The sequence below is a fragment of the Paracoccus sp. SCN 68-21 genome (genome assembly GCF_001724535.1).
Classification (GTDB): domain Bacteria; phylum Pseudomonadota; class Alphaproteobacteria; order Rhodobacterales; family Rhodobacteraceae; genus Paracoccus; species Paracoccus hibiscisoli.
Genome location: NZ_MEES01000003.1, coordinates 17,699 through 35,555 on the forward strand (window position 1 = coordinate 17,699; position 17,857 = coordinate 35,555).

Genomic DNA, 17,857 nt, shown 5'->3' on the forward strand with positions numbered 1-17,857 from the left:
AGCTGCGCGATGCCTACGGAAATCCTGATGCCCGCCCTCTCCCCGACCATGGAGGAGGGCACGCTGGCCAAATGGCTGGTGAAAGAGGGCGATACCGTCAAATCCGGCGACGTGATCGCCGAGATCGAGACCGACAAGGCCACGATGGAGTTCGAGGCCGTCGACGAGGGCCGCATCGGCAAGATCCTGATCGCCGAGGGCACCTCGGCCGTCAAGGTCAACACCGCCATCGCCGTCCTGCTGGAGGATGGCGAGGAGGCCGGCGACATCGAGGCGCCCAAGCCCGCCTCCGCCCCCAAGGCGGATGCCGAGCCCGAACCCGCCGAAAAGGGCTATGGCGGCCCGATCGGCGCGCCCGTGGCAGGTGACGCCAAAGCCGCGGACGACGCGCCCAAGGGCGACCGGGTGTTCGCCTCGCCCCTGGCGCGCCGGATCGCCAAGGACAAGGGTCTGGACCTGTCCCAGATCCAAGGCAGCGGCCCGCGCGGCCGCATCGTCAAGGCCGATGTCGAAAACGCCACGGCGGGCGCAGCCAAGCCCGCCGCAGCCGCGGCCCAGCCCGAGGCCAAGGCCGCCCCCACGGCAGCCGCAGCCCCCGCCCAGGCCCCCAAGGGCCTGTCGACCGAGGCCGTGCTGAAGATGTATGCCGACCGCGAGACTGAGGAGGTCGCGCTGGACGGCATGCGCCGCACCATCGCCGCCCGCCTGTCCGAGGCCAAGCAGACCATCCCGCATTTCTACCTGCGCCGTTCGGCCAAGCTGGATGCGCTGATGGAGTTCCGCGCCACGCTGAACAAGCAGCTGGAAGGCCGGGGAATCAAGCTGTCGGTCAACGACTTCATCATCAAGGCCAGCGCACTGGCCCTGCAGCAGGTGCCGGACGCGAATGCGGTCTGGGCGGGGGATCGCATCCTCAAGCTCAAGCCGTCGGACGTGGCCGTGGCCGTCGCGATCGAGGGCGGGCTGTTCACGCCCGTGCTAAAGGACGCGCACCAGAAGACCCTGTCGGCGCTGTCCGCGCAGATGAAGGATCTGGCCGGTCGCGCGAAGTCCAAGAAGCTGGCCCCGCACGAATATCAGGGCGGCAGCTTTGCGATCAGCAACCTGGGCATGTTCGGGATCGAGAACTTCGACGCGGTCATCAACCCGCCGCATGGCGCGATCCTGGCCGTGGGTGCGGGCATCCCCACCCCGGTCGTTGAAAAGGGAGAGGTCGTCGTGCGCAACGTCATGTCGATGACGCTGTCGGTCGACCACCGCGTGATCGACGGCGCATTGGGCGCGCAACTGCTGGAGGCGATCGTGGCCCATCTGGAAAACCCGATGGGAATGCTTGCCTAAGCTGTTCTAAAGAAAAGATTTCTCGACAGGGGCGGCAAGGGTGGACACCTTGCCGCCGATGGCGTTGCGCGGGACCGACCCCTCAGGTCCGGCGGGCTGTCGCCCTTACCTTGGCCCCTGTAACGGAAATTTCCCATGATTTGCAAAGTTGCCCTTGTTCTCGCAGCCCTCGGAACGCTGACCGCCTGCGCCCCCCAGCAATACGAATCGGACCCGGTCGCGGTGTCGACTCCGCAAGGTCCGGTGACCTGCCAGTTCTACCTGCCCAGCATCGTGCTGTGGGATACCCCCCTCTCCTACCCCGCCGCCATGACCAAGGAAGAGGCAATTTCGGTCTGCCGCACCGAGGGCATGGCCCGCAAGCAGGGCTGATCCCGGCACGGTCCCGCCCCTGCGGCGGGGCCTGCCACACCCGGTCAGAAGGTGACGGTGACCCCCGGCAGCCGCAGCTCCGCGATCAGGTCGCGCAGCTCCTGGCGGGCCGCGATATGGGACATGCTCATCGTTTCGGTGCCGACATCCTTGAGGTCCAGCAGCGTCAGGCCGTTGGGAAACAGCTCGCGAAAGATCACGCGTTCCGAAAATCCGGGCGCCACGCGAAAGCCGATGCGCTTGGACAGCGCGGCCAAGGCGCCGCCCACCTTGCGCTTGTTGTGCATCTGCTGGGTGCCCAGACGGTTGCGCAGCACCAGCCAGTCGATCGGCCCCGCGCCGGCCTGCGCGCGCAGCTGACGGGCATTCCAGACCATCTCGGCATAGATCGACGGGCCCAGCACCTCGCCATCGGGCGACATCCGCGCCAGCAGGTCGAAATCGACGAAGCTGTCGTTCAGCGGCGTGATCAGCGTATCGGCGACGGTATGCGCCATCTGGCTCAGCTTGGTATGCGATCCGGGGCAATCCAGCAGGATGAAATCGCACTGCTTCTCCAGCAGCTCCAGCGCGGGGGTCAGCGGGTCGAGGCCATCGCCCAGCTGCGCCAGGACCGGCATCGGCAGGTCCAGCCCCATCCGCGCGCAAAAGGCCGCGCGGTTCTCCAGATAGCGGCCAAAGCTGCGCTGGCGCACGTCCAGATCCAACCCGCCGACGCTGTGCCCCATCCGGGCCAGTGCCGTCGTCACATGCATCGAGGTGGTCGATTTGCCCGAGCCGCCCTTCTCGTTTCCGACCACGATGATATGCGCCACTGGCCGCCTCTTGTCCTGCCCCTGCGCGGAAACCTAACGACCGCGTGAACAGATGGAAAGCCGCCGCACGCAACCGGTCAGGCGGCTGTCGCCCGACGATCACGGCACCCCGTCAGCGCCCCAGCATCAGAAACTCGTCGTTGGGGCGGATGTCGGCCGCGTTCACCAGCCGGTTCGACATCGCAAAGAACGCCGTGATGGCACCGATGTCCCAGATCTCATCCGCATCGAAACCTGCCTGCACCAGCGCGTCGTGATCGGCGGGCACGACATCCTGCGCGGCCAGCGCGACCTTTTCGGCATAGGCCAGCATGGCGCGCTGCCGGTCCGTCAAGTCGGCCTTGCGCCAGTTGATCGCCACCTGATCGGCGATGCGCGGATCGCGCGCCCGGATGCGCAGGATCGCGCCATGCGCCACCACGCAATACTGGCAGCGGTTCAGCCCGCTGGTGGCGACCACGATCAGCTCCCGCTCGGCCTTGGTCAGACCTTCGGCCTTGTCCATCAGCGCGTCGTGATAGGCAAAGAAGGCCCGGAATTCGGCGGGCCTGTGCGCCAGCGCCAGAAAAATGTTGGGGACAAAGCCCGACTTTTCGGACACTTGGGCGATGGCGTCGCGGATATCCTCGGGCAGATCGGCCAGGTCGGGCACCGCGAAACGGCTGATGGGGTGGGTCATGGGGGTTCCTCCTGACGGGCAGCCTGCCGCAGGCGCGCCGCGGGGGAAAGGGTCAGCCGTCGCGCAGGGCGGCCAGGGCGGCTTGAACCTTGGGCGTGCGGTGCAGATCGACATGGGTGACCAGCCACAGCGTGCTGTCCCATTCCCGCAGGCTGATCGCCGGCAGCAGCCCCGTGGCCAGGCTGTCGGGCAGCGGCCCGATCGCCAGCCCGGCCCGGATCACCGCCTCGCGGGCGGCGGCCTCGGACGCGATCAGGGCGATGTTCTCGGGTCCGATCCGGTCCTGCAGCCAGCGCATGTAGGGCGCCCCCCGCGCATCCGGCCCCGGCAGCGCAAAGCGGTGCGCGCGCGGATCGCCCACCGGGCCGTGCCGGTCCAGGTAGTCCTCGGACGCATAGAGGACATGGTGCAGGCGTCCCAACGGTCGCACGACATAGTCGGGCTCAGTCGGTTCGGCGCCGCCACGGATGGCGATATGCGCCTCTCCGGCATCCAGGCGGAACAGCCGCACATCGGTCGCATAGGTCACCCGCAGCCCCGGATGGCGCTGCATCAGCGCGGTGATGCGCGGCATCACCAGATCGACCAGCTCGGGCAGCGAGGTGACGGTCAGCTCTCCCTCGATGCGGTCGCCCGCCCCGGCGATCTGCGCCGCCATCTGGGCGAAACGCTCATCCGCCGCGCCCGCCGCCGCCAGCAGGGTCCGCCCCGCCTCGGTCAGGGCATAGCCGCGGGTGTGGCGCTGGAACAGCCGCGCGCGCAGGGCCGTCTCCAGCGCGTCGATGCGCCGGATGACGGTCGCATGATGCACGCCCAGTTCTGCCGCCGCGCCGCTGACGGTGCCGCAGCGCGCCACGGCCAATGCGACCCGGATGTCGTCCCAGGATTCGATCTGCATGTGCATCTCCGCACAGTTGTTGCGCAACTATCGCCCTTTCGTTCGCACGTGCATAGGCCTAAATCGGATGCAACACGACATCCCTGACGGAGACGACCCATGAACATTCTGCATCTGGACAGCGCCATCACAGGCGACGCCTCGGTTTCCCGCAAATTGACCGCCGATATCGTAGCGCGCCTGACCGCCGCGCAACCCGATGCGCAGGTGACCCATCGCGACCTGTCCGACGGCGTGGCGGTGATGGACGACGCCTGGTTCCAGGCCCTGCGCGCCGGCACCGACAATCCGACGCCCGCGCAGCAGGCCCAGATCGACCTGTCGAACACCCTTCTGGCCGAGGTGCAGGACGCCGATGTCCTGGTCATCGGGCTGCCGATCTACAACTTTACCCTGCCGTCGCAGCTCAAGACCTGGCTGGACCAGATCGCCCGCGCCGGAGTCAGCTTTCGCTATACCGAGGCCGGCCCCGAGGGTCTGCTGACCGGCAAGCGCGCCTATGTCGCCTATGCCGCCGCGGGCACGCCCATGGGGTCGGACCTGGACCACGCCTCGGGTTATCTGCGCCACATGCTGGGGTTCCTGGGCATCACCGACGTGACCTTCGTTGCGGCCGACGGGCTGGCCTTTGACCGCGACGCGGCGATGGCGCGCGCACAACAGGCGCTGGACAAGATCGCCGCCTGATCCGACCATCCGGCATGGACGGCCCCTTGAGGTTGACTCGGGGGCCGTTTTTGCGTATCGCACCCTGAATTCCCGGAAGGACAGCCTTCCGGTCCCTGCCCCGCGCAGGGATCGCCCCCCGTCAGCGCGTTGCGCCCACGGGGGCAACAGTGTTTTGGACCAGGAGGACCGACGATGTTCGAGAACCTTTCCGACCGTTTGGGCGGCGTCTTCGACCGGCTGACCAAGCAGGGCGCCCTGTCCGAGGATGACGTCACCGCCGCCATGCGCGAGGTGCGCACCGCCCTGCTGGAGGCCGACGTCTCGCTGCCGGTGGCGCGCAACTTCGTCAAGGCAGTCACCGCCAAGGCCACCGGCGCGGCGGTCACGAAATCGGTCAGCCCCGGCCAGCAGGTCGTCAAGATCGTCCATGACGAGCTGATCCGCGTGCTGCAGGGCGAGGACGCCCCCGAGGCGCTGCGCATCGACAACCCGCCCGCCGCCATCCTGATGGTCGGCCTGCAGGGTTCGGGCAAGACCACCACCACTGCGAAACTGGCCCTGCGCCTCAAGGACCGCGAGAAAAAGCGCGTGCTGATGGCCAGCTTGGACACCAACCGCCCCGCCGCGATGGAGCAGCTGGCCATCCTGGGCCAGCAGATCGGCGTCGACACGCTGCCCATCGTGATGGGCCAGACCGCCGTGCAGATCGCGCAGCGCGCCAAGACGCAGGCGGGCCAGGGCGGCTATGACGTGGTCATGCTGGACACCGCCGGCCGCCTGCATATCGACGAGGCGCTGATGGCGCAGGTCCAGCAGGTGCGCGACATCTCGAACCCGCGAGAGACGCTGCTGGTCGTCGACGGCCTGACCGGCCAGGACGCCGTGAACGTCGCGACCGAATTCGACGCCAAGGTCGGCGTGACCGGCGTCGTGCTGACCCGCATGGACGGCGACGGGCGCGGCGGCGCGGCCCTGTCGATGCGCGCCGTGACCGGCAAGCCGATCCGCTTCGTCGGCCTGGGCGAAAAAATGGACGCGCTGGAGACCTTTGACGCCGAACGCGTCGCGGGCCGCATCCTGGGCATGGGCGACATCGTGGCCCTGGTCGAGAAGGCCCAGCAGGTCCTGGAGGTCGAGCAGGCCGAGCGCATGATGAAACGCTTTCAGAAGGGTCTGTTCAACATGAACGACCTGCGCGGCCAGCTGGAGCAGATGCAGAAGATGGGCGGCATGCAGTCGGTCATGGGCATGATGCCCGGCATGGCCAAGATGGCCAAGCAGGCCGAGGCCGCGGGCTATGACGACAAGGTCATCCGCCACCAGATCGCGCTGATCAATTCGATGACCAAGAAGGAACGGGCCAACCCGGACCTGCTGCAGGCCAGCCGGAAAAAGCGCATCGCCGCCGGTGCGGGTCTGGACGTGTCGGATCTGAACAAGCTGCTGAAGATGCAGAAGCAGATGGCCGACACGATGAAAAAGCTGGGCAAGATGGGCAAGGGCGGCATGCTCAAGCAGGCCATGCGCGCCATGACCGGCAAGGGCGGCGGACTGCCCGACATGGACAGCCTGGACCCCGCCAAGATGGCCGAGGCGCAGAAGATGCTGGCCGATCCCAAGGGACTGGGCGGCCAGCTGGGCCGCGCGGGCCTGCCGGGCGGTCTGGGCGGATTGTTCGGCAAGAAATGATCACCCTGTCCCCCACCCCGGTTCTGGAAACGGAACGCCTGATCCTGCGCGCGCCCCTGGGCAGCGACTGGCCGCATTGGCGCAGCTTTTATCAATCCGACCGCGCACAGTTCGTGGGCGGCGGCGTGACCGAACCCAAGCCCGGCGCCTATTGGCGGGCCTTTGGCCATCTGACAGGCCATTGGGTCATGCGCGGTTTCGGCATGTTCGTCTTTTGCTTCAAGGGGCAGGAGGACATGCCCCTGGGGCTGGTCGGCCCGTGGTATCCTGACGGCTGGCCCGAGCGTGAACTGGGCTGGACCGCCTGGTCGCAGGCCGTGGAAGGAAAGGGTCTGGTGGCCGAGGCCGTCCGCGCCGCGCGGGCCCACGCGTTCCGCGACCTGGGCTGGACCACCGCCGTCAGCTATATCGACCCGGCCAATGCCCGCTCGATCGCGCTGGCCGAACGGCTTGGCGCGGTGCGCGACCGGGGCGCCGCGACGCCGGTCTTCGACCATCCCTGCATCGTCTATCGCCACCCCGCCCCGGAGGCCGCATGACCGACGCAACCACCCGCGCCGCCGACCTGCTGGCCGATCACCGCGCCAGCATCGACCGGCTGGACGCCATTCTGGTCTATACGCTGGCCGAACGGTTCAAGCACACACAGTCCGTCGGGCGCCTCAAGGCCCGGCACGACCTTCCGCCGTCCGATCCCTCGCGCGAGGCAAGCCAGATCGAACGCCTGGAACGCCTCGCGCGCGAGGCCGATCTCGACCCGGAATTCGCGCGCAAATTCCTGACCTTCGTGATCGCCGAAGTCATTCGGCACCACGAACATTATCAGTCCTGACCGGACGACAACCCAAGGAGACTATCCATGTCCATGAAGATCCGCCTGGCCCGTGGTGGCAGCAAGAAGCGCCCGCACTATGCCATCGTCGCCTCCGATTCGCGCATGCCGCGCGACGGCCGCTTCATCGAGAAGCTGGGCACCTACAACCCGCTGCTGGCCAAGGACAGCGAAGAGCGCGTGAAGATGGATGTCGAGCGCATCCAGTACTGGCTGGGCCAGGGCGCACAGCCCACCGACCGCGTCGCCCGCTTCCTGGAGGCCGCCGGCGTCAAGGAAAAGGCCGAGCGCAAGAACATGAAGAAGGCCGAGCCCGGCAAGAAAGCCAAGGCCCGCGCCGAAGAGCGTGCCAAGAAAGCCGCACCGGCCGACGCCGAGTGATCCGATCTGGCGGGGGGCAGCCCCCGCCAGTCCTTTTTTGCAAGGGTGTGACATGACCGAAGACCGCATCTGCGTCGGCGCCATCGCGGGGGCCTTTGGGGTCCACGGAGAGGTGCGGCTGAAAAGCTTCTGCTCGGACCCTGCCGACATCGCGAATTATTCCCCCCTGACCTCCGAGGACGGCACCCGCACCTTTGGCGTGACCCTGACCCGCGAGGTCACCGGCGCCCTGGGCGCGCGCATCACCGGGGTCACCACCAAGGAACAGGCCGATGCCCTGCGCGGCGTCACGCTCTGGGCCCCGCGCAGCGCCCTGCCCTCGCTGCCCGATGACGAATTCTATCATGCCGACCTGATCGGGCTGGATGTCGTCGATACCGGCGGCACCCCCTTGGGTCGCGTGCGTGCTCTGTATGATCACGGCGCGGGCGACATCATCGAGGTGGTGGGCGGCGCGCAGATCCTGATGCTGCCCTTTACCCGCGCCATCGTGCCCACCGTCGATCTGGCCGCGCGCCGCATCGTCGTGGACCCGCCCGGTGACGGCGGGGGCAGCGACGACGCATGACCGACGCGCCGCCGCCGAAATCGCATGGCCGCCTGACCGCCCGCCCCAGCCTGCGCCCGCGCGAACTGATGGCCGAGCCGCAGGTCGCGGGCGCCTGGACCGCGCGCATCATCACCCTGTTCCCCGAGGCCTTTCCCGGCATTCTGGGCCTGTCCCTGACCGGCAAGGCGCTGGCGCAGGGGCTGTGGAACCTGCAGACCATCCCGCTGCGCGATCACGGGCTGGGGCGGCACCGCAATGTCGACGACACGCCCGCGGGCGGCGGCGCGGGCATGGTGATCCGCCCCGACGTGCTGGACGCGGCGCTGCGCGAGGCGGGCCACGGCCTGCCCGTCATCTATATGTCGCCCCGCGGCAAGCCGCTGACGCAGGCCCGCGCCCGCGCATTGGCGCAGGGACCGGGCGTCACCCTGATCTGCGGCCGGTTCGAGGGGGTCGACCAACGCGTTCTGGACGCCCATGACATCGAAGAGGTCAGCATCGGCGATTATGTCCTGACCGGAGGAGAGATTGCCGCTCAGGTCTTGATCGACGCGACGGTCCGGCTTATACCGCGCGTGCTGGGCAATCATGATTCCCTGGCCGAGGAGTCCTTTTCCATCGGCAACCGGGGTCTTCTGGAAGCGCCGCAGTTCACCAAGCCCGCCCTCTGGGATGGCCGCGAAATACCGCCCGTGCTGTTGTCGGGCAATCACGCAGCCATCGCCGCATGGCGGTCCGGTGAGGCCGAGAGGCTGACACAAGAACGCCGCCCCGATCTGTGGCGGGCATATGCAGAGACGCATATGGACCCGGCTAAGGACCGACAGCGCTCGGGCGCATCAGACCAATCGCGGATATACCGCGAGCATGACAAGGAACCAAAGCGATGAACCTGATCGCACAACTCGAAGCCGAGCAAATCGCCGAGCTTGGCAAGACCATCCCCGACTTCAAGGCCGGCGACACGATCCGCGTCGGCTACAAAGTGACCGAGGGCACCCGGACCCGCGTCCAGAACTATGAGGGTGTCTGCATCTCGCGCAAGGGCGGAGCCAACATCGCGGCCAGCTTCACCGTCCGCAAGATCAGCTTTGGCGAGGGCGTGGAGCGCGTGTTCCCGCTGTATTCGACCAACATCGCCACGATCGAGGTCGTTCGTCGCGGCAAGGTCCGTCGCGCCAAGCTGTACTATCTGCGTGACCGTCGCGGCAAATCCGCCCGCATCGTCGAAAAGACCAACTATCGTCCGCTGTCGGACGCGAAAGCCTGAGCAGAGGTCACGCCATGAAAAACGATACTCACCCCGATTATCACACCATCTCGGTCAAGATGACGGATGGCACCACCTACCAGACCCGCTCCACCTGGGGTTCGGAAGGCGAGACGATGTCGCTGGACATCGACCCGACCTCGCACCCGGCCTGGAACGGCGGCTCCTCGCGGTTGATGGATGCCGGTGGTCGCGTGACCAAGTTCAAATCCAAGTATGCCGGCCTGGGCTTCTGATCCCCACCGCATCGGATTCTGCCGACGCCGCCCTCCGGGGCGGCGTTTCTCATTTCGGCCTCAGGTAAAGAACGCCAGAACCGGCCGCCGTCCCCCGGTCGCCAGGAACACCGCCAGCCCCAGGCACAGCGCCATCACCACCAGCGCCTTGAGATCGCCCGTCAGGCCAAAACCGGTGGCGACATGCATGATCAGGACATGCACGAAATAGACGAAGGCCGCCATTCCGGCGATCTGCTTGCCGTCCCACCCGCCGCTGACCCGCTTCGCGGCCAGAAAGATCAGCGGCGTGGCCAGCAGCAGCGACGCCATCATGTCCACGCCCCAGCCCCCCTCCGCGATCCGGTACCAGATCAGGCTCTCGGCCACGACGGCGGCCAGTGCCAGCCCGGCCAGCGGCCAGACCCGCCGCCCCAGGCCCGCGCCCCAGCCATGCGCCATCAGCACGCCCATCGCGAAATAGGGGAACACCGCGAACAAACCGTTGCGGTATTGGTCCAGCTGGATCTGCGCCTGCCCCGACAGAACCAGATATTGCAGGACTAACCCGATCAGCGCCATCGCCGCCGCCGCCCCTGCCAGCACGCGCGGCGCGCGCAGCACGATCACCAGCACCGCCGACAGCAGCAGACCCGGCAGGAACCACAGATGGAAATAGCCGAACACCGCCAGGCGCAGGGCGTGTTCCAGGCTGCCGATCCCCGGCCCGTAGAAGGGCAGATAGACCGCCCCGATACGCCGCAGATAGCGCCAGCCCTGCCCCCGCCGCAGCGCCGCCAGGAAGAAATAGCCCGAGATCAGCGCAAAGACCGGCACCGCCAGCCGATAGACGCCATTGAACAGCGCCTGTTTCACCAGCGCCGGGACCACGTCGGGAAAACCGCCATGCAGCGCCACCACGAACAAAGCCAGCATCAGGCGAAGCGGATCGATGGCGCTGGCGCGCGCGGTCTGGTCGGTCATGGGGGGGGCCTTGTCCTGTCAGCCCCCTCAACGATGCAAAGCGGTTCGCGTTCCGCTCAGGCGGCTTCGGCTCCGGGCGCGACCAGTCCGACAATGTCCATCATGATCGTGTTCAGCTGGAAATCCTTGGGCGTATAGACCCGCGCGACCCCCATCGCCGCCAGCCGCGCCGCGTCATCGTCGGGGATGATGCCGCCGACGATGACCGGGATATGCGACAGGCCGGCCGTCTGCATGCGGCCCATCAGATCCTCGATCAGGGGCATGTGGCTGCCCGACAGGATCGACAGGCCGACCACGTGGACGTCCTGCTCCTGCGCGCGGGCGACGATCTCCTCCGGGGTCAGGCGGATGCCCTCATAGGTGATGTCCATGCCGCAATCGCGGGCGCGGAAGGCGATCTGTTCCGCCCCGTTCGAATGGCCGTCAAGGCCTGGCTTGCCCACCAGGAACTTCAGCCGCCGCCCCAGACGGGCGCTGACGGCATCGACCGCCTCGCGGATCTCCTCCAGGCCTTCGGTGCGGTTCGACTGCGCCTGCGACACGCCGGTCGGACCGCGATATTCGCCATGCACCGCGCGCATCACGCCCGCCCATTCGCCGGTCGTGACCCCCGCCCGCGCCGCCTGGATCGAGGCCGGCATGACATTGCCCCCCGTCCGCGCCGCCTGGCGCAGCGCATCCAGCGCCGCCTCGACCGCACCCGCGTCGCGCGCCGCGCGCCAGGCCTGCAGCCGCCCGACCTGATCGGCCTCGACCGCCGGATCGACGGTCATGATGCCGCCATCACCGGCGGTCAGGGGCGAGGGCTCGGCCTGCTGCCAGCGGTTCACGCCGACCACGATGGTTTCGTTCGTCTCGATCCGGCCAAGGCGGGCGGCGTTCGATTCGACCAGCCGCGCCTTCATATAGTCGATGGCGGCGATCGCGCCGCCCATCTGGTCCAGCAGAGCCAGCTCGTCCCGCGCGCCCTGCTTCAGCACCTCGACCTTGGCCGCGATCACCGGGTTGCCGTCGAACAGGTCGCCATATTCCAGCAGGTCCGTCTCATAGGCCAGGATCTGCTGCATGCGCAGCGACCATTGCTGGTCCCAAGGGCGTGGCAGGCCAAGCGCCTCGTTCCAGGCGGGCAGCTGCACGGCGCGGGCCCGGGCATTCTTGGACAGGGTGACGGCCAGCATCTCCAGCAGGATGCGATAGACGTTGTTCTCGGGCTGCTGCTCGGTCAGGCCCAGGCTGTTGACCTGCACGCCATAGCGGAACCGGCGGTATTTCTCCTCCGTGATCCCGTATCGGTCGCGGGTGATCTCATCCCACAGCTCGGTGAAGGCGCGCATCTTGCACAGCTCGGTCACAAAGCGGATGCCCGCATTCACGAAAAAGCTGATCCGCCCGACCATCTCGGGGAAACTCTCCTCGGGGACCTTGCCCTTGAGGTCGTCCAGCACCGCGATGGCGGTGGCCAGCGCATAGGCCAGCTCCTGTTCCGGCGTCGCGCCCGCCTCCTGCAGGTGATAGCTGCAGACGTTCATCGGGTTCCATTTCGGCAGATGCTGGCGCGTATAGGCCGCGATGTCGGTGATCATCGCCAGCGACGGCGCGGGCGGGCAGATATAGGTGCCACGCGACAGGTATTCCTTGATCAGGTCGTTCTGGACGGTGCCCTGCAGGCGGGACACGTCGGCCCCCTGCTCCTCGGCCACGGCGATATACAGCGACAGCAGCCAAGGCGCGGTCGCGTTGATCGTCATCGAGGTGTTCATCTGCTCCAGCGGGATCTGGTCGAACAGCGCCCGCATGTCGCCCAGATGGCAGACCGGCACGCCGACCTTGCCGACCTCGCCCCGCGCCAGGATGTGGTCGCTGTCATAGCCGGTCTGGGTCGGCAGATCGAAGGCCACCGACAGGCCGGTCTGACCCTTGGCCAGGTTGGTGCGATACAGCGCATTCGACTTCGCCGCTGTCGAATGGCCCGCATAGGTGCGGAACAACCAGGGTTTGCCCTTGTCGGCCACGGCATATCCTCGCAATAATATTTCTGTCTTTATCTTGATACAGACACAAAACTGCGCCGTCAATTCGCCGCAACGCAGCAGATGCTGCAGTGCGTCAGACATTTTATTGCGCTTATAACGTCATTCCTATTGCATTGTTGCTATACCGTTCGTAATTAGGGATCAGCATGGCGCATTGATTCTGCGCTGCAGCACTGGACAGGAGAAGCAGATGGCCCTCGACGCACCGACCCCGATCGCGCCTTACAATGCGCCCGTCAAAGACCTCTATGAGATCGGCGAGATGCCGCCCCTGGGCCATGTGCCCGCACAGATGCACGCCTGGACGATCCGCCGCGAGCGGCAGGGCGAGCCCGATCAGGCGATGCAGCTGGAGGTCGTCGACACCCCCGCCATCGACAGCAACGAGGTGCTGGTCCTGGTGATGGCGGCGGGCGTCAACTATAACGGGATCTGGGCGGGCCTGGGCAAGCCGATCAGCATGTTCGACGTGCACAAGCAGCCCTATCACATCGCCGGTTCCGACGCGTCGGGCATTGTCTGGGCGGTGGGAGACAAGGTCAAACGCTGGAAGGTCGGCGACGAGGTCGTCATCCATTGCAACCAGGACGACGGCGATGACGAGCATTGCAACGGCGGCGACCCGATGTATTCGCCCACGCAGCGCATCTGGGGCTATGAGACGCCCGATGGCAGCTTTGCCCAGTTCACCCGCGTGCAGGCCCAGCAGCTGATGCCCCGTCCGCGCCACCTGACCTGGGAGGAATCGGCCTGCTATACGCTGACGCTGGCCACCGCCTATCGCATGCTGTTCGGCCATGAGCCGCACGAGCTGAAGCCGGGCATGAACGTGCTGGTCTGGGGCGCGTCGGGGGGTCTTGGGTCCTATGCGATCCAGCTGATCAACGCGGCCGGCGGCAACGCCATCGGCGTCATCAGCGAGGAGGACAAGCGCGACTTCGTCATGGGCCTGGGCGCCAAGGGCGTCATCAACCGCAAGGAATTCCGCTGCTGGGGCCAGCTGCCCACGGTGAACACGCCCGAATACAAGGAATGGTTCAGCGAGGCGCGCAAGTTCGGCGCCGCCATCTGGGACATCACCGGCAAGGGCAACAACGTCGACATCGTTTTTGAGCATCCCGGAGAGGCGACCTTTCCGGTCAGCACCCTGGTCTGCAAGAAGGGCGGCATGATCGTCATCTGCGCGGGCACGACCGGCTTCAACTGCACCTTTGACGTCCGTTACCTGTGGATGCACCAGAAGCGCGTGCAGGGATCGCATTTCGCGCATCTGAAGCAGGCCAGCGCCGCCAACAAGCTGATGCTGGAGCGCCGCCTGGACCCCTGCATGTCCGAGGTGTTCCCCTGGGCCGAAATCCCGGCGGCCCACATGAAGATGTTCCGCAACGAGCACAAGCCGGGCAACATGTCGGTTCTGGTCCAGTCGCCGCGTACCGGCCTGCGCACCTTCGAGGACGCGCTGGAGGCCGGCCGCCGCTGACGCAAAGGTCAGGCCGTGCGATCGGCCTGACCCGCCATCCGGCATTGCCAGCGGGCGATGCGCTGGCCGGGATGGGCCTCGGACCAGCGCGCCAGCTGGGCCGGGGCGCCCATCATGCAGGTCATCAGCCCGACCTCCTCGGCATAAAGCAGGCTGCGGTCGCGGCAGCTGGCGGGGTCGGTGGACAGGCAGGCGACAAAGAACAACTCTATCATGGCGAACCTCACGCGGTCTGCCCTCCCTGGCGATGATCATCGCATGACCGCGACCGCGCACCAAACCGCAAGCGCCGCGCGACGGGCTTCGTCCCCGCGCCTGCACGGGGGCCGGGCAGCCCTGATGCCGTGACGGGCAGGGTCAGGCCTTGCGAGCGCCCTGACCGGCATAGCGGCATTTCCATTCGCGGACCTGCTCGGTCGGGTGAGTCGCCATCCATTTGGCCAGCTCGGACTGGCTCTGCAGCATGCAGGTGAACAGGCCGTTCCGCTCCTCGAACAGCAGGCTGTGATCGCTGCAGCGGTCGGGGTCGGCCAGCAGGCAGGTGACGAAGAACAGTTCGATCATCGCGTTTCTCCGGGTCGGTGCCCCCTGACACGGGCGGGGGGCGGAAAAGTTGCGCGGCGCTTTGCCTTGGACGCGAAGGCAGGCTAAGGGACAGGCATGAACAGCCCCGTCCCCGCCCCGACCCTGTCGCCCGACCAGGCCGATGCCTGGGATGCCCTGGCCGAGACCTTCGGTGCCGCGGGCATCGACATCATCGCAGAGGAACTGCATCCGCCCGAGTCGGGAAAAGGTCGCGTCATGGCGGTCATCGGCAAGGCCGGGTCCGGCAAGACGCTGATGCTGTCGATGATCACCAAGGCCCTGCTGGAGGCCGGGGTCGAGCTGATCAGCCCCGATTACGAGGGGCGCCGCCGCAAGGACCGCCGCAGCGTGGCGATTCTGGCGCCCACCAACAAGGCGGCATTCGTGTTGCGGATGCGGGGCGTGCCCGCGACGACGATCCACCGCATCCTGTACACCCCCGTCTATGACCCGCAATACGAGAAGATCGCCGAATGGCTGACCGGCACCGGAGAGCGCCCGGTCATTCCCGAGCTGTCGGACACCGCGCTGGACCGGGCCAAGGCGTTCTATGACCAGCACGCCTCGATCCCCGGGGCGCTGGCCAATGCCGGGCTGCGGGGGTCGGACTTCATCCGCGGCTGGACGCGCCGCGAGGAGGGTCTGGATGTCGGGCTGATCGACGAAGCCTCGATGCTGGACGAAAAGCAGTTCGAGGATCTGCGCGAGATCTTTCCGGTGCTGGTCCTGTTCGGCGATCCGGCGCAGCTGGCCCCGGTGGGGCAGTCCGGGGCGATGGTCTTTGACACGCTGGCGGCGCCGCAGCGCCTGATGCTGAGCCGCATCCACCGCCAGGCCGATGACAGCCCGATCCTGGATCTGGCCCATGCGCTGGCCGACGACCAGCTGGGCTTTGACGATTTCGAGCAGATGATCCGCGACGCCGCCCGCAAGGACGACCGCGTGGTCTGGGCCGAACGGGTGGAGAGCGACCTGATGGCGCGCAGCCCGGTGCTGGTCTGGCGCAACGCCACGCGCATCCGGCTGATCCATGCGTTCCGCACCGCCTTTGGCGCGCCCGGCGACGCGCTGCTGCCCGGAGAGCCGCTGATCTGCGACGGGCTGGAGCTGCCGCTGAAGCACCGCAAGAAGCGGATCGACCTGGAGGCGCGCGGCCTGATCAAGGGCGCGCAGGTCGTCTATCTGGGGCCGGGCCGCAAGCCGGGATTCTCGCGTCTGCACGTGATAGGGGCCGAGGACCCGCGCCTGTCAGCCGCCAGCATCGTCAAGATCGAGATGCCCGGAGAGGAGGAGCCCTTCATCCCCTTCGCGGCGCGCATGGGGGCGGCGTTCCTGCACGGGGCGGCCGTCACGATCCACAAGGCGCAGGGCAGCCAATGGCCCGAGGTGCAGGTCTTTGGCCCCGACATCGCTGCCGCCGCCTGGTCGAACCGGTCCGAGGCCGGGGTGCACTTGTGGAAACGTCTGACCTATGTCGCCATCACCCGCGCGCAGGAGCGTCTGTACTGGGTGACCAAGGCGCGGCTGGCGCGGCCCGCGGGCCCGCTGTCGACCGAGGATCTGGTCGCCCCGGTCGCCCCCCTGGCTCTGGATGTCGAGGAAGAGTGATTGCGTCCCGCGACGCCGGGGGGCTGCCGCCCCCCGGACCCCCCGCTGTCAGCGCGTGCGGTCGGCGGGTGCCTGGCGCTGGATGGACAGGCGCAAGGCCTCGATCAGCGCCTCTCGGGGCAGGCCGGTTTCCTGCGACAGGCGCATGACGCCGAAATGGACGCGGGCGAGTTCCTGATAATAGCGGGCAAAGGTATAGTTGATCGACGCGCCCACCACCGCGCCGAAGACGGGCGCGGCCTGCGCGGCCATCTTCTGGCCCAAGGACACCGACAGGCGGGGCGCGACCTTGCTGACCAGGCCCTGCACCGTCTGGCCGGTCACCGACAGGCGCGCGGCCAGCAGGCCCAGATCGGTGCTGTCATCCTCGGCCATGGGACCGGCGGCGGCAAAGATGCGCAGGCATTCCATCTGCACCTCCTCGCTGTCGGGGTCGAGGCCGTGTTCAGTCGCGATGTCCAGCATCGCACGCAGCAGCAGGGTGACGGTAAAGGGCAGCTCGACCAAGGCGCCCGCGAAACCGCCCACACCCCCCGCGGCACCCGTCACGGTCGAGGCCATGCGGTTGAACCAGTCGCCCCTGTCCCGCACCACCTTGCGCGACCGGCTGGCCGCGCCGAAGGCCCGCGTCAGCGCCGCGCGGGTCACCGAATCCAGCCGCGAGCGGACAAAGCCCGGAAGGCGTTCGACCAGCCCTTCGGCGGTGTTGCCGATGCGGGTCAGGATCTGCATCCCCAAGCCCCCCGCATCCAGATAGCGGCGGGCCAGGCGGTCGATCTGGGCATGCACGCCGGGGTCAGTGATCGGGGGCAGTACCAGGTCTTTGCGGTCGGTCATGGGCGGGATCTTTCGGATGGGCGACCTGGGTGCAGGCCGTGCTGTCCGGCGCGGGCGGATCGGAGGGCTGCGGCACCGGGGCGCGCTGGACCGGTCCTGACACCCCAACCCACGCGCCCGGCCTAAGTTCCAGACCCAGCACCCGATCCGGGTTGGTCGGCGGCGGCATCAGCACATCGTCCAGCCGCGTAAAGCCGAACCGGCTGTAATAGGGCGCGTCGCCCACCAGCAGCACCCGGTCATGGCCGGTGGCCCGCGCCCGCGTCAGGCTGTCGCGCATCAGCAGGCCGCCCAAGCCCTCGCCCTGGGCGGTGGGATGCACCGCGATGGGCCCCAGCAGCAGCACCGGGTGGTCGCCGACCAAGGCCGGCCAGAACCGGATCGCGGCCATCAGCGTGCCGCCCGCATCGCGCAGCAGCAGGCACAGATCGGCCACGCGCGGCACCCCGTCGCGCAGGCGATAGGAGGACAGCGCGGTGCGACCCGGCGCAAAGCACAGATCGTAAAGACCCTCGACCTCGGATTCGTCGGCGGGGGTTTCGGGGCAGATCTCGTACATCGCGCCTCCTTGATGTCGGGCGGGCCTTTAGCATGGGTCGGGGCCGTGCGAAACATT

21 protein-coding genes and 1 pseudogene are annotated in these 17,857 nt (G+C 67.4%); 13 read left to right on the forward strand and 9 right to left on the reverse strand.

Going from position 1 to position 17,857, the window contains the following annotated elements:
- Positions 1-9 precede the first annotated feature (9 nt).
- Positions 10-1,341 carry a pyruvate dehydrogenase complex dihydrolipoamide acetyltransferase gene (locus tag ABS73_RS01415; RefSeq protein WP_286693380.1) on the forward strand — a complete coding sequence of 444 codons (1,332 nt, stop codon included), beginning with the start codon at positions 10-12 and terminating at the stop codon, positions 1,339-1,341.
- A gap of 135 nt (positions 1,342-1,476) precedes the next feature.
- Positions 1,477-1,713, forward strand: coding sequence for a hypothetical protein (locus ABS73_RS01420; RefSeq protein ID WP_277018536.1), 237 nt, complete (start codon positions 1,477-1,479; stop codon positions 1,711-1,713).
- Between the two features lie 44 nt (positions 1,714-1,757).
- On the opposite strand, the gene ABS73_RS01425 is transcribed toward ABS73_RS01420, so the two are convergent.
- From ABS73_RS01425 to ABS73_RS01435, 3 genes are all read right to left on the reverse strand, one after another.
- Positions 1,758-2,528, reverse strand: coding sequence for a division plane positioning ATPase MipZ (locus ABS73_RS01425; protein ID WP_277018533.1), 771 nt, complete (start codon positions 2,526-2,528; stop codon positions 1,758-1,760).
- Between the two features lie 112 nt (positions 2,529-2,640).
- A complete protein-coding gene (locus ABS73_RS01430; RefSeq protein WP_277018532.1) occupies positions 2,641-3,207 on the reverse strand; it encodes a peroxidase-related enzyme in 567 nt (188 codons plus the stop codon).
- A 52-nt stretch (positions 3,208-3,259) separates the two neighbouring features.
- A complete protein-coding gene (locus ABS73_RS01435) occupies positions 3,260-4,105 on the reverse strand; it encodes a LysR family transcriptional regulator (protein WP_277018530.1) in 846 nt (281 codons plus the stop codon).
- Positions 4,106-4,204: 99 nt separating this feature from the next.
- Between ABS73_RS01435 and ABS73_RS01440 the strand changes: the two genes are divergently transcribed.
- From ABS73_RS01440 to rpmE, 9 genes are all read left to right on the forward strand, one after another.
- On the forward strand, positions 4,205-4,792 hold the full coding sequence (locus tag ABS73_RS01440) for an FMN-dependent NADH-azoreductase (protein WP_277018528.1): 588 nt from the start codon (positions 4,205-4,207) through the stop codon (positions 4,790-4,792).
- Positions 4,793-4,966: 174 nt separating this feature from the next.
- Positions 4,967-6,463 carry a signal recognition particle protein gene (gene ffh / locus ABS73_RS01445; protein WP_277018525.1) on the forward strand — a complete coding sequence of 499 codons (1,497 nt, stop codon included), beginning with the start codon at positions 4,967-4,969 and terminating at the stop codon, positions 6,461-6,463.
- The gene (locus ABS73_RS01450) at positions 6,460-7,002 is read left to right on the forward strand and encodes a GNAT family N-acetyltransferase (RefSeq protein ID WP_277018523.1); all 543 of its coding nucleotides are present in this window, start codon (positions 6,460-6,462) and stop codon (positions 7,000-7,002) included. Before ffh ends, ABS73_RS01450 begins: the two co-directional genes overlap by 4 nt.
- Positions 6,999-7,295 carry a chorismate mutase gene (locus tag ABS73_RS01455; protein ID WP_136857095.1) on the forward strand — a complete coding sequence of 99 codons (297 nt, stop codon included), beginning with the start codon at positions 6,999-7,001 and terminating at the stop codon, positions 7,293-7,295. The genes ABS73_RS01450 and ABS73_RS01455 overlap by 4 nt, the downstream gene beginning before the upstream one ends.
- Positions 7,296-7,322: 27 nt before the next feature.
- Entirely contained in the window at positions 7,323-7,676 is a 354-nt protein-coding gene (rpsP, locus tag ABS73_RS01460) for a 30S ribosomal protein S16 (RefSeq protein ID WP_136857094.1), read from the forward strand.
- A 52-nt stretch (positions 7,677-7,728) separates the two neighbouring features.
- A complete protein-coding gene (gene rimM / locus ABS73_RS01465) occupies positions 7,729-8,244 on the forward strand; it encodes a ribosome maturation factor RimM (RefSeq protein WP_277018517.1) in 516 nt (171 codons plus the stop codon).
- Positions 8,241-9,116: a tRNA (guanosine(37)-N1)-methyltransferase TrmD gene (gene trmD / locus ABS73_RS01470; protein WP_277018515.1), complete on the forward strand. Its 876-nt coding sequence runs from the start codon at positions 8,241-8,243 to the stop codon at positions 9,114-9,116. Before rimM ends, trmD begins: the two co-directional genes overlap by 4 nt.
- Positions 9,113-9,496 carry a 50S ribosomal protein L19 gene (gene rplS, locus ABS73_RS01475; RefSeq protein ID WP_136857091.1) on the forward strand — a complete coding sequence of 128 codons (384 nt, stop codon included), beginning with the start codon at positions 9,113-9,115 and terminating at the stop codon, positions 9,494-9,496. The genes trmD and rplS overlap by 4 nt, the downstream gene beginning before the upstream one ends.
- 14 nt (positions 9,497-9,510) lie before the next feature.
- Positions 9,511-9,732 (forward strand): 50S ribosomal protein L31, encoded by a 222-nt coding sequence (rpmE, locus tag ABS73_RS01480; protein WP_136857090.1) that lies wholly within the window; start codon positions 9,511-9,513, stop codon positions 9,730-9,732.
- Positions 9,733-9,792: 60 nt separating this feature from the next.
- On the opposite strand, the gene ABS73_RS01485 is transcribed toward rpmE, so the two are convergent.
- A complete protein-coding gene (locus ABS73_RS01485) occupies positions 9,793-10,695 on the reverse strand; it encodes an acyltransferase family protein (RefSeq protein ID WP_277018510.1) in 903 nt (300 codons plus the stop codon).
- Between the two features lie 56 nt (positions 10,696-10,751).
- Complete coding sequence (locus tag ABS73_RS01490; RefSeq protein WP_277018509.1) at positions 10,752-12,710, reverse strand: ethylmalonyl-CoA mutase; 1,959 nt, start codon at positions 12,708-12,710, stop codon at positions 10,752-10,754.
- 211 nt (positions 12,711-12,921) lie between these two features.
- On the opposite strand from ABS73_RS01490, the gene ccrA reads away from it, so the two are divergent.
- Complete coding sequence (ccrA, locus tag ABS73_RS01495; RefSeq protein WP_277018507.1) at positions 12,922-14,211, forward strand: crotonyl-CoA carboxylase/reductase; 1,290 nt, start codon at positions 12,922-12,924, stop codon at positions 14,209-14,211.
- A gap of 8 nt (positions 14,212-14,219) precedes the next feature.
- Here the strand turns inward: ccrA and ABS73_RS01500 are convergent, their stop codons facing one another.
- The gene (locus ABS73_RS01500) at positions 14,220-14,426 is read right to left on the reverse strand and encodes a hypothetical protein (protein ID WP_136857125.1); all 207 of its coding nucleotides are present in this window, start codon (positions 14,424-14,426) and stop codon (positions 14,220-14,222) included.
- A gap of 142 nt (positions 14,427-14,568) precedes the next feature.
- On the reverse strand, positions 14,569-14,775 hold the full coding sequence (locus ABS73_RS01505) for a hypothetical protein (protein ID WP_277018504.1): 207 nt from the start codon (positions 14,773-14,775) through the stop codon (positions 14,569-14,571).
- 96 nt (positions 14,776-14,871) lie between these two features.
- Between ABS73_RS01505 and ABS73_RS01510 the strand changes: the two genes are divergently transcribed.
- A complete protein-coding gene (locus tag ABS73_RS01510; protein ID WP_277018502.1) occupies positions 14,872-16,404 on the forward strand; it encodes an ATP-dependent DNA helicase in 1,533 nt (510 codons plus the stop codon).
- 48 nt (positions 16,405-16,452) lie between these two features.
- Here ABS73_RS01510 and ABS73_RS01515 read toward each other — a convergent pair whose 3' ends face one another.
- Positions 16,453-17,241 carry an EcsC family protein gene (locus ABS73_RS01515; protein WP_277018501.1) on the reverse strand — a complete coding sequence of 263 codons (789 nt, stop codon included), beginning with the start codon at positions 17,239-17,241 and terminating at the stop codon, positions 16,453-16,455.
- A 79-nt stretch (positions 17,242-17,320) separates the two neighbouring features.
- Positions 17,321-17,800 (reverse strand): annotated as a pseudogene (locus ABS73_RS01520) (GNAT family N-acetyltransferase); the annotation flags it as partial.
- Between the last annotated feature and the right edge of the window lie 57 nt (positions 17,801-17,857).

Bases quoted from the DNA above. Each gene is read 5' to 3' on its own strand.
- ABS73_RS01485 (WP_277018510.1), bottom strand. From the start codon at position 10,695: ATGACCGACCAGACCGCGCGCGCCAGCGCCATCGATCCGCTTCGCCTG.
- rimM (WP_277018517.1), top strand. From the start codon at position 7,729: ATGACCGAAGACCGCATCTGCGTCGGCGCCATCGCGGGGGCCTTTGGG.
- ABS73_RS01500 (WP_136857125.1), bottom strand. From the start codon at position 14,426: ATGATAGAGTTGTTCTTTGTCGCCTGCCTGTCCACCGACCCCGCCAGC.
- ABS73_RS01440 (WP_277018528.1), top strand. From the start codon at position 4,205: ATGAACATTCTGCATCTGGACAGCGCCATCACAGGCGACGCCTCGGTT.
- ABS73_RS01515 (WP_277018501.1), bottom strand. From the start codon at position 17,241: ATGACCGACCGCAAAGACCTGGTACTGCCCCCGATCACTGACCCCGGC.
- ABS73_RS01435 (WP_277018530.1), bottom strand. From the start codon at position 4,105: ATGCAGATCGAATCCTGGGACGACATCCGGGTCGCATTGGCCGTGGCG.
- ccrA (WP_277018507.1), top strand. From the start codon at position 12,922: ATGGCCCTCGACGCACCGACCCCGATCGCGCCTTACAATGCGCCCGTC.
- ABS73_RS01420 (WP_277018536.1), top strand. From the start codon at position 1,477: ATGATTTGCAAAGTTGCCCTTGTTCTCGCAGCCCTCGGAACGCTGACC.
- rpmE (WP_136857090.1), top strand. From the start codon at position 9,511: ATGAAAAACGATACTCACCCCGATTATCACACCATCTCGGTCAAGATG.
- ABS73_RS01505 (WP_277018504.1), bottom strand. From the start codon at position 14,775: ATGATCGAACTGTTCTTCGTCACCTGCCTGCTGGCCGACCCCGACCGC.
- ABS73_RS01450 (WP_277018523.1), top strand. From the start codon at position 6,460: ATGATCACCCTGTCCCCCACCCCGGTTCTGGAAACGGAACGCCTGATC.
- ABS73_RS01455 (WP_136857095.1), top strand. From the start codon at position 6,999: ATGACCGACGCAACCACCCGCGCCGCCGACCTGCTGGCCGATCACCGC.
- ABS73_RS01510 (WP_277018502.1), top strand. From the start codon at position 14,872: ATGAACAGCCCCGTCCCCGCCCCGACCCTGTCGCCCGACCAGGCCGAT.
- ABS73_RS01415 (WP_286693380.1), top strand. From the start codon at position 10: ATGCCTACGGAAATCCTGATGCCCGCCCTCTCCCCGACCATGGAGGAG.
- ffh (WP_277018525.1), top strand. From the start codon at position 4,967: ATGTTCGAGAACCTTTCCGACCGTTTGGGCGGCGTCTTCGACCGGCTG.
- ABS73_RS01430 (WP_277018532.1), bottom strand. From the start codon at position 3,207: ATGACCCACCCCATCAGCCGTTTCGCGGTGCCCGACCTGGCCGATCTG.
- rpsP (WP_136857094.1), top strand. From the start codon at position 7,323: ATGTCCATGAAGATCCGCCTGGCCCGTGGTGGCAGCAAGAAGCGCCCG.
- rplS (WP_136857091.1), top strand. From the start codon at position 9,113: ATGAACCTGATCGCACAACTCGAAGCCGAGCAAATCGCCGAGCTTGGC.
- trmD (WP_277018515.1), top strand. From the start codon at position 8,241: ATGACCGACGCGCCGCCGCCGAAATCGCATGGCCGCCTGACCGCCCGC.